This is a genomic window from Pseudomonas sp. D4-21, assembly GCF_051132125.1.
In the GTDB taxonomy this organism is placed as follows: domain Bacteria; phylum Pseudomonadota; class Gammaproteobacteria; order Pseudomonadales; family Pseudomonadaceae; genus Aquipseudomonas.
Genome location: NZ_CP071664.1, coordinates 1,253,758 through 1,268,460, shown reverse-complemented (window position 1 = coordinate 1,268,460; position 14,703 = coordinate 1,253,758). Strand labels below are relative to the sequence as shown.

Annotated in this window: 11 protein-coding genes and 1 pseudogene; 8 read left to right on the top strand and 4 right to left on the bottom strand. The window is 61.6% G+C overall.

The window, feature by feature from the left end; translation table 11 throughout:
* The first annotated feature begins 138 nt into the window (after positions 1-138).
* A complete protein-coding gene (metR, locus tag J3Q04_RS05565; protein ID WP_434607525.1) occupies positions 139-1,056 on the top strand; it encodes a transcriptional regulator MetR in 918 nt (305 codons plus the stop codon).
* Positions 1,057-1,093: 37 nt separating this feature from the next.
* Here the strand turns inward: metR and J3Q04_RS05560 are convergent, their stop codons facing one another.
* The 4 genes from J3Q04_RS05560 to J3Q04_RS05545 all read right to left on the bottom strand — a co-directional run bounded on the left by J3Q04_RS05560 (position 1,094) and on the right by J3Q04_RS05545 (position 4,241).
* Complete coding sequence (locus tag J3Q04_RS05560) at positions 1,094-1,591, bottom strand: GNAT family N-acetyltransferase (protein ID WP_434607527.1); 498 nt, start codon at positions 1,589-1,591, stop codon at positions 1,094-1,096.
* Positions 1,588-2,226, bottom strand: coding sequence for a LysE family translocator (locus J3Q04_RS05555; protein ID WP_434607529.1), 639 nt, complete (start codon positions 2,224-2,226; stop codon positions 1,588-1,590). The genes J3Q04_RS05560 and J3Q04_RS05555 overlap by 4 nt, the downstream gene beginning before the upstream one ends.
* Positions 2,227-2,245: 19 nt before the next feature.
* A complete protein-coding gene (locus tag J3Q04_RS05550) occupies positions 2,246-2,662 on the bottom strand; it encodes an NUDIX hydrolase (RefSeq protein ID WP_434607531.1) in 417 nt (138 codons plus the stop codon).
* A 211-nt stretch (positions 2,663-2,873) separates the two neighbouring features.
* Entirely contained in the window at positions 2,874-4,241 is a 1,368-nt protein-coding gene (locus tag J3Q04_RS05545) for an HD domain-containing phosphohydrolase (protein WP_434607533.1), read from the bottom strand.
* A gap of 226 nt (positions 4,242-4,467) precedes the next feature.
* On the opposite strand from J3Q04_RS05545, the gene J3Q04_RS05540 reads away from it, so the two are divergent.
* From J3Q04_RS05540 to J3Q04_RS05510, 7 genes and pseudogenes are all read left to right on the top strand, one after another.
* A complete protein-coding gene (locus J3Q04_RS05540) occupies positions 4,468-6,759 on the top strand; it encodes a GGDEF/EAL domain-containing response regulator (protein ID WP_420765325.1) in 2,292 nt (763 codons plus the stop codon).
* Complete coding sequence (locus tag J3Q04_RS05535; RefSeq protein ID WP_420765326.1) at positions 6,756-8,630, top strand: EAL domain-containing protein; 1,875 nt, start codon at positions 6,756-6,758, stop codon at positions 8,628-8,630. The genes J3Q04_RS05540 and J3Q04_RS05535 overlap by 4 nt, the downstream gene beginning before the upstream one ends.
* 57 nt (positions 8,631-8,687) lie before the next feature.
* A complete protein-coding gene (locus J3Q04_RS05530; RefSeq protein WP_420765327.1) occupies positions 8,688-9,647 on the top strand; it encodes a cytochrome-c peroxidase in 960 nt (319 codons plus the stop codon).
* Positions 9,644-11,443 carry a DAHL domain-containing protein gene (locus J3Q04_RS05525; RefSeq protein WP_434607536.1) on the top strand — a complete coding sequence of 600 codons (1,800 nt, stop codon included), beginning with the start codon at positions 9,644-9,646 and terminating at the stop codon, positions 11,441-11,443. Before J3Q04_RS05530 ends, J3Q04_RS05525 begins: the two co-directional genes overlap by 4 nt.
* Positions 11,444-12,033: 590 nt before the next feature.
* Positions 12,034-12,120: pseudogene (locus tag J3Q04_RS05520) on the top strand (hypothetical protein); the annotation flags it as partial.
* Between the two features lie 57 nt (positions 12,121-12,177).
* Entirely contained in the window at positions 12,178-12,846 is a 669-nt protein-coding gene (locus J3Q04_RS05515) for an ATP-binding protein (RefSeq protein WP_434635630.1), read from the top strand.
* Positions 12,847-13,071: 225 nt separating this feature from the next.
* Entirely contained in the window at positions 13,072-14,691 is a 1,620-nt protein-coding gene (locus J3Q04_RS05510) for an FMN-binding glutamate synthase family protein (protein WP_434607538.1), read from the top strand.
* Positions 14,692-14,703 lie beyond the last annotated feature (12 nt).

Here is a 14,703-nt window from a genome sequence, read left to right as displayed (position 1 = left end):
GGAAAACCGAGGGTATGGGCCATGGCCATGGGAATGTCCTCCTTGTAAAAGATGACGCCATTGTCGACAGCCAGCCCCACATGAGACAAACTCAATCTTTTCGTGTTGATCACAAGTTTTACTCATGGAGCAAATCCGGTGCTTGAACTCCGTCACCTCAAAACGCTGCACGCCCTGCGCGAAGCCGACAGCTTGGTCGAAGCCGCCGAACGCCTGCACCTGACCCAGTCCGCCCTCTCCCACCAGTTCAAGGAATTGGAAGAACGCCTGGGTATGCAGTTGTTCGTGCGCAAGACCAAACCGGTCCGTTTCACCAGCGCCGGCCTGCGCTTGCTGCAACTGGCCGACGCCACCCTGCCGTTGCTGCGCAGCGCCGAACGGGACATCGCGCGGCTCGCGGGCGGCACCGCCGGGCGTTTGCACATGGCCATCGAATGTCACAGCTGCTTCCAGTGGTTGATGCCCACCATCGACCAGTTCCGCGATGCCTGGCCGGAAGTCGAGCTGGACCTGGCCTCGGGCTTCGCCTTCGCCCCACTGCCGGCCCTGGCCCGTGGCGACCTGGACCTGGTCGTCACCTCCGATCCCCTTGAACTGGCGGGCATAACCTACGTGCCGCTGTTCACCTACGAGGCGATGCTGGCGGTGGCCAACCAGCATCGGCTGGCGGGCAAGGCCTACATCGTGCCCGAAGACCTGATCAGCGAAACCCTGATCACGTATCCGGTGGAACGCGATCGCCTGGACATCTTCACCCGCTTCCTCGAACCGGCCGACACCGAACCGGCCCAGGTGCGCACGTCCGAGCTGACGGTGATGATGATGCAACTGGTCGCCAGTGGCCGTGGCGTCTGCGGCATGCCCCATTGGGCGCTGCATGAATACAGCTCACGGGGCTACGTGAAGGCCAAGCGGCTGGGGGAAAAAGGTTTGTTCGCCACGCTCTACGCGGCGGTGCGCACCGACATGCTCGACGCGCCGTATATGCGCGACTTTCTGCTGACGGCAAAGGACACGTCGTTTTCCACACTCGACGGTGTCAGCGCGGTGCGGTAATTGCTACAAAGCTCCATCACTCAAACTTGCGGTGAGATCAGAGTTCAAGCCACATATGGATCTTGTCGAGGTACTCGTCCCCCACGCGAATCGCCATCGGCTCTAGGCCATACAACAGAAAGCCGCAGCGCTGGTAAAGCTCAATGGCCGGGTCGTTGCCGGCGGTGACGGTCAATTGCACAAGGCGCAGGAAGGGATGGCGACGGGCTTCGTCGAGGGCGGCCCGCATCAACTGTTCGCCGAGCCCGGCGTGACGATGGGCCTCGACGACGTACATGCCGAACAGCGTCGCCTTGTGCCGCGCCTTCAGCCGAGGCTCCAGGGCCAGGCCGACGATACCCACCAGCTCGTGCGCGATGAACGCGCCGAGGATCACTTCGAGCCGGCTGGTCAGGCGCGACTCCCACCAATTGATGGGCAGCGTCGCCCGTTCGCTGGCGCTGGAAGTGAAGGCCTGTGGATGGAATTCATAGGCCTGGAGCATCAACTCCCGATAGTTCTGGGCGTCACCCGCCTTCAGCCGTCGGATGCTCACGCCGAACGCCGTTGCTCAAGCATCAACCGCAGGGCCAGCGCACCGAGCATGAAGCCCATGAAATACCGTTGCGCCGCCAGCCAGGTCGGGTTGTGGACGAACCATGAGGCGATGCCGGCGGCGAACAGTGCGATCAGCAGATTGACACTGAAACTGACGCTGATCTGGGTCAGCCCGAGGATGATGCTCTGGGTGAACAGTGAACCGTGCTCCGGGCTGATGAACTGCGGGAACACCGAGAGGTAGAACACCGCGATCTTCGGGTTCAGGGCGCTGGTGAGAAAGCCCATGGTGATCAGCTTGCGGGTCGAATCCGCTGGCAATTGCTGGGCCTGGAACGGCGAGCGGGCGCCGGGTTTCACCGCTTGCCAGGCCAGCCACAGCAGGTACAGCGCACCGGCCCACTTGAGGACTTCATAGGCCATGGGCACCGCGAGGAACACCGCCGTCAGCCCCGCCGCCGCCGCGAACATGTGCACGAAGAACCCCGCCACCACGCCCAACAAAGAAGTGACGCCGGCCTTGCGCCCCTGACAGATCGAGCGGGAAATCAGGTAGATCATGTTCGGGCCGGGCGTGAGCACCATCAGCAACGCGGCGGCGGCGAAAATCAGCAGGTCCGGCAAGGGGATCATGAAGGCGTCGCTCCTTGAATCAGCAGGTCGAGAGGCAGTGGGTTCGATAAAACGGCAGGATCACTTCGCCTGTCAACGGCGCCAGCAGTAATTCGCTGTCGCGGCAAGGGTCGATCCAACGCACCTCTTCAATTTCGGCAGCCGGGGAAACCGCTGCATCGGTCTCCAGCAAAAACACCTCGGCCTGCACGATAAATCCCGGCTCATTGGCGGCCGGCGCGCTGAATTGCCCCAGATGACGGGCCTGGGCCGGATCGATCCTGAGCCCGAGTTCCTCGTCCAATTCCCGAGCCAGGGCCTGGATCGGTTGCTCATGGGCTTCGATCTTGCCGCCGGGTTGCATGAAGGCCTGGGTGCCGCGCTTGCGCACCAGCAGGGTCCGGCCGTCCGGGCCGATGAGCAGGGCGGCGGCGATGCGGATCAGAGGGGTGGTCATGTACAAGGGCCTCGGGCGGAAAATGCCGGGCAGGTTACAGATCAAAGCGGCGGGAGCAAAGCCTGGCGCCGGACTGAAAATCGACGCAGTGCCTCTGTGGGAGCGAGCTTGCTCGCGATTGCGGTATGTCGGTCGAGAAATATTCGACTGATACTCAGCTATCGCGAGCAAGCTCGCTCCCACAAGGGATAGCGGGTCTGTCAGACCCCGGTCACCCCAAGATAGGCTTCGGCGCCGAAGGATCCGCCTCCTCCTCTGGGATCTTGACGAACACGCTGTACCGCGCCCCTTCCATTGCTTCGAAGGCGATGAGCTTTTCGATCAGCGGGCCGCTCATGACCTTTCCGGCGTTGAGCAGCAGCATGCCATTGTCGGCATTGAGGTTGCGCGCCAGAACCATGCCTGCCTCCAGTTCACGAGTGCTGGTGACTTTCACGGTCGGGTCGGACAGCGTCACGTCTTCCAGGTATTCGCCACAGGCCTTGATGAAGTCTTCGACCATGTTCGGGTCGTACAGCTTGCCGGCGTATTTGCGGATGTAGACCAGCGCTTCGTCGCTGTTCATCTGCCGCTCCAGGATCAACCCGCGCTGCAACTCGATGAAATCCACCGCCAGTTTCAACAGGCGCGAGCCGAACGGAATCGCCTCGCCCTTCAAGTGATCGGGGAATCCGCTGCCGTCCCAACGTTCCTGGTGATGAAGGATGATCCGCGCCGCGTCCTTCATCGGGTCCAGGGTCATCAGCAGCGATTCGCTCTGCTTCGGATAGGCGCGGTACAGCTCCAGTTCGCTGTGATGCAGCATGTCCGCCGGCGTGACCATCATGTTATCGGTCCAGCTCAGCTTGCCGATGTTGTAGAGCGCGGCGGCCATGGTCAGGTCGCGGTCGGTGGACTCGTCGAGGAAATTGAGCCGGCTATAGACCCGGATGAGTTCGATGATCTGCCGGTTGGTCTGCTTGGCCTTGGGCAGGCGCAGGTTGGCGATCAGCGAGAACACCTCGGTGCCGGTCACGTAGCTGCGCTTGAGCTCTTCATAGGCCAGGTCGAGCATGTCGGCGGTCTGCTGCAGCTCGGCGGTCCGCGACGCCACGCGTTTTTCCAGGGTGGCGTTGAGGGTCTTGAGTTGCTGGTTCTGCTCACGATTCAGGGCTTCGAGGCGCTGACGCTCGCTCTCCGAATGTTGGTGGGCCAGGGCTTGGCGCAGGGCCTGCACCAACTCCTCGTCATTCCAGGGCTTGCTGAGGTAGCGGTAGAGCTGCCCCTCATTGATAGCCTTGGTCATCATGTCCACGTCGGCATAACCGGTGAGCAGGATGCGCAATGTCGAAGGATAAAGCTTGCGAATTTCCGCCAGCAGCGTGGCGCCGTCCATGTTGGGCATGCGCGCATCGGTCATCACCAGATCGACCGGCCGCTCCTTGAGAATTCCCAGGGCCTTGGCGCCACTGTCGGCCACCAGGATTTCGTACGGCTGGCTGCGCAACAGCCGACGCAGGCTGTTGAGGATCGATTCTTCGTCATCTACCAACAACACCGTCGGCTTTGTTGCCGGAACGCCCGGCGCTTGATCTTCCATTGGAACCCCCTCCTGTCATCGACAACCGTTCTACCTTAGCCCCAAAAAACAGGCTAGTAGATTGCGAAAATTTAGACACAATTCGCCATCACTCACCTCGCGCTTCCGACGAGCCGACTATGCTGTACCCCATGAAGGGCCAAGTACAGGCCGAATACTCATGCCAGCGAAAGGGATATCAGATGTACCCACGGTTCCGTAGTCAGCATCTCGACGGTGCACGGCCATGAGCCTGCCGATGGAAAGATCCAATCGGCGGATACTGATCGTTGATGACACGCCGACGATCCATGAGGATTTTCGAAAGATTCTCAGCCCCCACGCAGCGCCCGAAGACAGCCTGAGCAATGCTGAAGAAGCCTTGTTCGGCGCCCCCGTGGTGGTTTGCGCCCAGAGCTTCGAGCTCGAATCGGCGTTCCAGGGCATGGAAGCCCTGAACAAGGTCGAAACCGCCCTTGCCCAGGGCAAACCGTTCGCCATGGCTTTCATCGACATGCGCATGCCGCCGGGTTGGGACGGCCTGGAAACCATCGAGCGGCTGTGGCGCGCCGACCCCAAGTTGCAGGTGGCGTTGTGCACGGCCTACTCGGATTATTCCTGGGAGGACATCGCCGACCGTCTCGAACTGGGCGACCGCCTGCTGATCCTGAAGAAACCTTTCGATGCGATCGAGATTCGCCAGATGGCGAGCACCTTGACCGTCAAATGGCAGATGACCGAAGACGCCGCGTTGAAAATGGACATGCTCGAACGGGCAGTGGAAGAACGCACCCGGGAGCTGGCCGACGCCAACATCATCGTGCAGAACAGCCCGACCATCCTTTATCGCCTGCGCGGCGAGCCGCCTTTTCCATTGATGTACATCTCCCACAACATCACCAAGTTCGGCCATGTCGCGGCGCGCCTGATCAGCTCGCCGGACTGGGCGCAAACCTTGATCCACCCCGACGACCAGGCCAAGGTCGACGAAGCCATGGTGCGCGTCCTGGACCGCGACACCGCGGGTGCCTCCATCGAATTTCGCATGCGCACTGGCGACGACACGTTCCGCTGGGTAGAGAACCGCTACATCCCGGTGCGCAACGAGCAAGGCCTGCTGCTGGAAGTTGAAGGCATCATCCTCGACATTACCGAGCGCAAGCTGGCCGAGGAAAAGATCGCCTTGCTGGCCCGCACCGATGGCCTGACCGGGCTCGCCAACCGCGCCACCATGATCGAGCGGCTGCACCAGGCCTTTGCGGCCGCCCGTCGGGGGGCGGCGCCCTTCGCAATGTTTTACCTGGACCTGGACCACTTCAAGCGGATCAACGACACCCTCGGGCACCCCATCGGTGACCTGCTGTTGCAACAAGTCGCAGCGCGGCTCAAGGGCTGCACCCGGGAAAACGACGTGGTGGCGCGCCTGGGTGGCGACGAATTCGCCATCCTGCAACTGGACGTCCACGAAGCGACCCACTGCGCCGCGCTGGCGGCCAAGATTCGCGACACGCTGGTGGCGCCCTATTCCCTGGATGGCAACGACGTACGCATTTCCGTGAGCATCGGCATCAGCCTCTATTCCCCGCAGAGCCCAAGCGCCGACAGCCTGATGGCCCAATCCGACATGGCCCTGTACCGCTCCAAGGAAAAGGGCCGCAACCAGTATCACTTCCACAACGAGGAAATTAACCAGGAGGTCACGGATCGGGTCGCCCTCGCCAATGACCTGCGCCTGGCCATCGAAAACAACGAGTTGCACTTGCACTACCTGCCGGAAGTCGACCTTGGCACCGGCCGGATTCTCGGCATGGGCGTGCAGGTGCGCTGGAACCATCCCGCGCGCGGCTGGCTGGAACCGGCCGCCTTCATGCCGGCCGCGGAAAAAACCGGAATCATCATCGGCCTGGGCCATTGGGTCCTGGACCAGGCCTGCCAGCAGATGCGCCAATGGCGAGACCAGGGAATGGCGCCACCGGTGATCGCCATCGACCTGTCCCTGACCCAGCTCAAGACCGGCCCGGAACTGATCTACGACGTGCTGCGTACCACCGCGCGCTGGGAGCTGGCGCCCTGGGACCTGCGTTTCGACGTCACCGAAGCGACCCTGGCCCAGACCAAATGGACCCATAACGACGTGCTGCCGCGCCTGTGCGAATTGGGCGTGCAGGTCGCCATCGACGACTTCGGCACCGAGTACTCATCCTTCGATTACCTCAAGACTTACCGCGTGAACCACCTCAAGCTCGCCCAGCGCTTCCTCGACAGCGCCAACGCCGATCCGGAGAACGCCACGACCCTGCGGGCAATCATCAACTTCGCCCGGGACGTGGGCATCGGCATCATCGCCGAAGGGGTCGAGACCCAGGAGCAACGCACGACGCTGATGTCCAGCGGCGGGTCGATACAAGCCCAGGGGCACTATTTCAGCACTGTGGTGGACAGTGAGCAGGCCGCCGCCCTGCTCAAGGCGGGCGCCATCGTTCCGGTGGCGGACCACTGGACCCGGCCGGCGAGCCAGCTATCGGAGAGCAGCCCATGAACCCCATGTCCGTACCGGCAAACAGGCGCATCCTGGTGGTGGACGACACGCCCGCCATTCACCACGACTTTCGAAAGATCCTCAGCCCCAGCGCAGGCAACGATGACTCGCTGGACGACACAGAGAGCCTGTTGTTCGGCACGCCGCAGGTGAACCGGGTGCAATTCCAGATCGACTCGGCCTACCAGGGCGAGGAAGCGCTGGAACTGGTCAAGCGCGCCCAGGCCGAAGGCCAGCCCTATGCCCTGGTGTTCGCCGACATGCGCATGCCGCCCGGCTGGGACGGCCTGCAGACCATCGAACAACTGTGGAAAGCCGACCCGCGCCTGCAGATCGCCCTGTGCACCGCGCATTCGGATTACTCCTGGGAGACCATGTCGGAACGCATCGAATTCGACGATCAGTTGTTGATCCTCAAGAAGCCGTTCGACACCCTGGAAATCCGCCAGATGGCCAGCGCCATGACCTGGAAATGGCAACTGGCCCAGGACGCCGCACGCAAGATGCGCAGCCTGGAACGCACCATCGAAGAGCGGGTCCAGGAGCTGCTCAAGGTCTCCCACCTGCTGCAATATGACGTGCTCACCGAGCTGCCCAACAGCATGCTGCTCGGCGACCGCCTGACCCAGGCCTTGGCCCAGTGCCGCCGGCATGACCGACAGTTGGCGGTGATGTTCATCGGCCTGGACCGCTTCAAGCGCATCAACAATGCGCTGGGGCACCCGGTGGGCGACGAGATGCTCAAGCGCGTGGCGCGGGCGTTGGCGGCCGTGGTGCGCGAGTCCGACTCGGTGTTTCGCTACGGCTCCGATGAGTTCGTGGTGATCCTCGGCGACATCGCCGACCCACAATTGACCAAGGGTGTGGCGGAAAAGCTGCTGGGGGCTATCAACTCCCCGCACCCCATCGACGGTCACGACCTGACGGTGACAGCGAGCCTGGGCATCAGCGTGTATCCGGCCGATGGTTTCGATGCCGTGGCGCTGATCAAAAAGGCCGAGACGGCAATGCGCAACGTCAAGGAAAACGGCCCCAACGATTTCCGTTTTTTCACCGAGGACATGAATCGCCGCGCCCGTCAGCAGCAGACCATCGAATCTGGCTTGCGCCTGGCCTTGCAGCGTAAGGAGTTCGTGCTGCATTACCAGCCCAAGCTCGACCTGACGAGCGGTAAAGTGGTCGGTGCCGAGGCGTTGGTGCGCTGGAATCGCCCCGATCAGGGGCTCGTCTATCCGTCGGATTTCATCCCCGTGGCCGAGGACAGCGGCCTGATCGTCCCGCTGAGCCAGTGGGTGCTCCAAGAGGCCTGCCAGCAGGCCTGTCGCTGGCAGGCCGAGGGCATGCGGCCGCTGTACCTGTCGGTCAACGTCTCGGCGATCGATTTCCGCCAGCGCGGTTTCGTCGATGGCATCGCGCGCACCCTAAAGGAAACCGGTCTGGACCCGACACAGTTAGAACTGGAGATCACTGAAAGCGTGCTCATGCAGAACATCGACACCACCGTCGCCACGCTCAATGCCATCAAGCATCTGGGCATACGGCTGGCCATCGATGACTTCGGCACCGGCTATTCGAGCCTGAGCTACCTGCAGAAATTTCCGGTGGATGTGTTGAAGATCGACCAGTCGTTCGTCGGTGACCTGAGCATCGACAGCAACGACGCGAAACTGGTGAGCACCATCATCAGCCTGGGCAAGAGTTTGAACCTGCACATCATTGCCGAAGGCGTGGAAACCCGGGAGCAGCTGGAATTCCTCAAGATCCACCAGTGCGAGGAAGCCCAGGGCTACTACTTCAGCAAGGCCGTGGCACCGCAAGCCTTCAGCCAATGGATGGCTGAATGGGAACAACGCCCGAACCCGTTTTCGTGAGCGCCAGCGTCATAACCCCCTTGTTTCAAGGGACAGCATTTCAAAGGAAAGCACCCCATGGCGTCACACGGACTGATTCTGGCTCTCGGCTTGCTGGTGGGACTGAGCGTGACCGCTCGCGCCGAGCCATTGGACGAACCGCTCAAACCCCTGCCTCCCGCTCCCGCCCTGGACCCCAAGCGAGTCCAGTTGGGCCAGCGGCTGTTCAATGACCCACGGCTGTCGGTCAACAACACCCTGTCCTGCGCCAGTTGCCATCGCCTGGACAAGGGCGGCGCCGACGACAAAGCCTTATCCCTGGGTTTCGACGGCAAGCCGGTGGAGGTCAATACGCCCACGGTGTTCAATGCCAGCCTGAATTTCCACCAGTTCTGGGACGGTCGCGTCGACACCCTGGAAGAACAGGTGCATATCGTCGTCACCAGCCCCGGTGAAATGGGCAGTAATTGGGAAACGGTGGTCAAGCGCATCGCGGGCGATACGGGCTATGCCAGGGATTTTGCCGACGCGTACCCAGACGGCGTGACCCAACCTAATATCCAGGGGGCGCTTGCCGATTACGAGCGCACCCTGCGGACACCCAACTCGCGCTTCGATAAATACCTGCTGGGCGATACCGACATCCTCACGCCTCGGGAAAAGTTCGGCTACCAGCGCTTCAAGGAGTACGGCTGCATCGCTTGCCATCAAGGCGTGAACATCGGCGGCAATATGTTCCAGAAATTCGGCGTGATGGGCGACTACATCCAGGACCGGGGCAATCCGACCCGAGCCGACGAAGGACGCTTCAACGTCACCGGCGACGAAGCCGACCGCCAGGTCTTCAAGGTGCCGAGCCTGCGCAACGTGGCCGTCACCGCGCCGTATTTCCATGGAGGATCGGCACAGACTCTGGAGCAGGCAGTGAAAGTGATGTTCAAGTATCAATTGGGCCGCGAACCCCAGAAGAACGATACCGAACTGATCGTCGAATTCCTCAAGACCCTCACCGGCGAATGGGAGGGCAAGCCGCTATGACTCTCGCACGCCGCCTCGGCCTGGTTTTCATCGGCGTATTGCTGGCTTCGATGCTGTTGATCATGTACATCCAATCGAGTGCCCACCAAGCCGCTTCATACATTGAATCGCGCGACCTGATCCGCCAGCTCAAGCAGCAGGACGGCATCTGGGACAACGAAGTGCTCAAGTCCCGGATCGCCCTGAGCCACAATTACGACCCACTGGTTTCGCCATTGCATGAAATGACGCGCCTGTGGCAGCGCCTCGACGACATCGAGTCGGAGCCCGGCCGCCACGCGCCTGCGCTTTGGTCAACCCAGCGCGACGAATACCTGAAGGCGATCAAGGAAAAAACTCGCCTGGTGGAGCAGTTCAAGTCCCATAACGCGGTACTGCGCAACTCCCTGGCATTCCTGCCCACCGCCGAGGACGACATCCAGCGTCAGTTCGCCCAACTGTCCGACGGTGAAAAACTGGAACTGCAAAACGTTGCCATCGACACCTACGACCTGCTGCTCAGCACGATGGAGTTCGCCCAGATCACCACCCGCGAGCAGGCCGCCGAAGTCTTGCTGGGCCTCAACCAACTGGACGTCAACAAGGACCGGCTGCCGGCGGGGCTTGTCGGCTCCGTCGATATTCTGCGCAGGCACATCGCGCTGATCCTGCGCGAGCAGCCGCTGGTCAACCAGCTGCTGCGTGACTTCGAAGCGGTCCCCCTGGCTGACCGGCTGGACACCATCACCGGCCTGCTGGAAAAGGATCAGGAGCACGCCGCCGCCGAACATCAGCGCAACCATACCCTGCTGCTGGTGTTCGCCACCTTCCTGGTGCTGATATTGATTTGGCTGGCGGTTCGGCTGGTGCGCAGTTTCGGCGAGATCAAGCGGGTCAACAGCGCCCTGCAAACCGCCAACGACGAGCTCGAACACCGGGTCGAGGAACGCACCCGCCAGCTCAAGGACACCCAGAGCGAACTGATGGACACCGCCCGCCAGGCCGGCATGGCGGAGATCGCCACCAACGTGCTGCACAACGTCGGCAACGTGCTCAACAGCGTGAACATTTCCGCCGACCTGGTCAGCCGCAAGCTGCGCAGCAGCAAGGCCCTGGGCCTGGGCAAGGCGATGAACCTGATCAACGAGCACAGCCACGACCTGGGGCATTTCCTCACCGAGGACGAAAAAGGCAAGCTGCTGCCCGGCTACCTCAACCAATTGGTGGAAGCCATCGCGGTGGAACAACAAGGCCTGACCGATGAACTGGCGCAACTGAGCAAGAGTGTCGACCACATCAAGGACATCGTTTCCACGCAGCAATCCTACGCCGGCGCCAATAGCCTGATGGAACCGCTGGTGGTAAGCGAACTGCTCGAAGATGCCCTGCGCATGAACTCAGGGGCCCTGACCCGCCACCATGTGACGGTGATCAAGGAGTACGGCGAAGTGCCACGGATCATGGGCGACAAACACCGCATGCTGCTGATCCTGATCAACCTGATCAGCAATGCCAAATACGCCATGGCAGGGGTTTCTAACCACGCGCGGAACATGACGCTCAAAGCCAGGGTCGTAGATCAAGAGTTGCAAATCAGCGTGAAGGACGAAGGCGAAGGAATCCCGGAGGAAAACATGACGCGCATCTTCGCCCACGGTTTTACCACCCGTAAGGACGGTCACGGGTTTGGCCTGCACAGCTGCGCACTGGCGGCGATTGAAATGAACGGCCACCTCACCGCGCACAGCGAGGGGCCAGGGACCGGGGCGACATTTGTATTGCAACTGCCCCTGAAACTCGCAGAAGGTGAGCCATGAATAGCCTGAGTAACCGGCGCATCCTCTTGATCGACGATACGCCAGCCATCCATGACGACTTCCGAAAGATCCTGACGCCTGAGGATGAGAGCAACGCTGAACTACAGGACATGGAAAGCGCACTGTTCGGCGAAGCGCCGAAAGTGGCCGCCACCGTTTTCGAACTTGACTCCGCCTACGGTGGCCAGGAAGGCCTGGCCAAATTGCAGCAGGCGCTGGCCAAGGAGCATCCCTATGCCCTGGCCTTCGTCGACATGCGCATGCCCGAAGGCTGGGACGGCGCCAAGACCATCGAGGAACTGTGGAAAGTCGATCCGCAACTGCAAGTGGTGGTCTGCACCGCGTACTCGGATTATTCCTGGGATGAGCTGCTCGACCGTCTCAACGGCCACGATCGTCTGCTGATTCTGAAAAAGCCCTTCGACAACATCGAAGTTCAGCAGATGGCCAACACCTTGACCACCAAATGGGAAATGACCTCCCGCGCCCGTTTGAAAATGAACAAGCTCGAAGACCTGGTGGAACAACGCACCCTGGCGTTCAAACAGGCCAGCGAGTTGCTACAGATGGAAATCGACGAACGCAAGATGCTCGAGAGCCAGCTGGTGCAATCGGAAAAACTCGCCTCCCTGGGCCAACTGGCCGCCGGCGTCGCCCATGAAATCAACAACCCGATCGGCTTCATTTCCTCCAACCTCGGCGCCCTCGGCGGCTACTTCAGCAAACTGGAGGAAATGCTCCAGGCCTACGGCAGTGCCGAGCAAGCCATCGCCTCGCCGGAATTGGTGCTGAATTTGAAAAGCCTGCGCGAGCAGGTGGAACTGGACTTCCTGGTGGAAGACATCCCGGTGCTGATCAAGGAATCCAAGGACGGCATCGCCCGCGTCGGGCAGATCGTCAAGGACCTCAAGGACTTCTCCCGCGTCGACTCCAGCCAGGAATGGCAGATGGCCAATTTGCAGCAAGGTATCGAATCGACCCTCAACATCGTCGCCAACGAGATCAAGTACAAGGCCGACGTGGTCAAGCAATACAGCCCGTTGCCGGAGGTCGAGTGCCTGCCGTCGCAAATCAACCAGGTGATCATGAACCTGATCGTCAATGCCGCCCAGGCCATCGGCCCGGAACGCGGCACCATCACCCTGCGCAACGGGGTGGAAGGCGACAACGTCTGGATCGAAGTCGCCGACAACGGCTCCGGCATCCCGCCGGAAACCCTGCAGAAAATCTTCGACCCGTTCTTCACCACCAAGCCCATCGGCCAAGGCACGGGACTTGGGTTGTCGCTGTCCTACGGCATCGTGAAAAAACACAACGGCGACATCACGGTGAGCAGTGAAGTGGGGGTGGGAACGATCTTTCGGGTGGAGTTGCCGGTGCGGCAGATGAAATTGGCGGGGTGAGCGACCGCAGTTTCCAATTTCAGCGAGAGGGCTCTGTGGCGAGGGGATTTAGCGAAACGTCGCACCGCCCCGCTGGGCTGCGCAGCGGCCCCAAGAATTTCAGGGCCGCTTCGCGCCCCAGCGGGGATAAATCCCCTCGCCACAGGGTTCTTGTTGCCTGCCGTTTCACAGCAAGCGCAGAATCTCTGCTTCGCCCCACCCATCGCTCGCCCCCAAGGAACCCGCATGAGCCTGTCTTTGCTGAGCCGCTACGCCTTCTTCGCTGGCTGCGTGATCTTCACCCTCGCCAGCTTGCCGTTCCTGCAACATGACTGGCTCTGGCCGATAGCGCTGGTGACGGGGCTGCTGAGCCTGCTGGGGTTGTTCGACCTGCTGCAAACCCGCCATGCCGTGCGCCGCAACTATCCGATCCTGGGCAATATCCGTTACCTGGTCGAAGGCATCCGCCCGGAGATCCGCCAGTACCTGCTCGAATCCGACAGCGATGCCCTGCCCTTCTCCCGTGCCCAGCGCTCGCTGGTGTATTCACGGGCCAAGAACGAAAGCGCCGACAAACCGTTCGGCACCTTGATCGACGTCTACCAGGCCGGCTTCGAATTCATCGGCCACTCCATGCGCCCGGCGCCGTTGAGCGACCCCAGCGGCTTTCGCGTCACGGTCGGCGGCCCGCAATGCACCCAGCCCTATTCGGCCTCGGTGTTCAACATCTCGGCCATGAGCTTCGGCTCCCTGAGCGCCAACGCCATCCGGGCGTTGAACCAGGGCGCCAAGCTCGGCAACTTCGCCCATGACACCGGTGAAGGCAGCATCAGCCCCTACCACCGCGAACACGGCGGCGACCTGACCTGGGAATTGGGCAGCGGCTATTTCGGTTGCCGCAGCAGTGACGGGCGCTTCGACCCCGAGCGTTTCGCCGCCCAGGCCCGGAACCCGCAGGTGCGGATGATCGAAATCAAGATGAGCCAAGGCGCCAAGCCCGGCCACGGCGGGATCCTGCCCAAGCACAAGGTCACCCGGGAAATCGCCGAGACCCGTGGCATCCTCATGGGCGAGGATTGTATTTCGCCGTCCCGCCACAGCGCGTTCTCCACGCCAATCGAGCTGATGCAGTTCGTCCAGCAATTGCGCGAACTGTCTGGCGGTAAGCCGGTGGGCTTCAAGTTCTGCCTGGGGCATCCGTGGGAATTCATGGGCATCGCCAAGGCCATGCTGGAAACCGGCATCCTGCCCGATTTCATCGTAGTGGACGGCAAGGAAGGCGGCACCGGCGCGGCACCGGTTGAGTTCACCGACCACATCGGCGTGCCGCTGCGCGAAGGCCTGTTGTTCGTGCACAATACCTTGGTGGGGCTGAACCTGCGGGACAAGATCAAGCTCGGCGCCAGCGGCAAGATCGTCAGCGCCTTCGACATCGCCAGCGTCCTGGCCATCGGCGCCGACTGGGCCAACGCCGCTCGCGGCTTCATGTTCGCCATCGGTTGCATTCAGTCCCAAAGCTGCCACACCAACAAATGCCCCACCGGCGTCGCCACCCAGGACACCCTGCGCCAACGCGCCCTGGTCGTCCCGGACAAGGCCCAGCGGGTCTACAACTTCCACCGCAACACCCCCAAGGCCCTCGCCGAAATGCTCGCCGCCGCCGGCCTCGACCACCCCTCGCAATTGCAGCCCAAGCATTTGGTGCGGCGGATGTCGGCGACCGAGATCAAGCTGTTTTCACAGCTGCATGTGTTCCTGAAACCTGGGGAATTGCTGACCGGTGAAGTGAACGGACAGTTCTATTCGCGGATGTGGCAACTGGCGCGGGCGGACAGTTTTGAGCCGCGGGAAATCGTCGCCGCATAATTCGCACCCGCT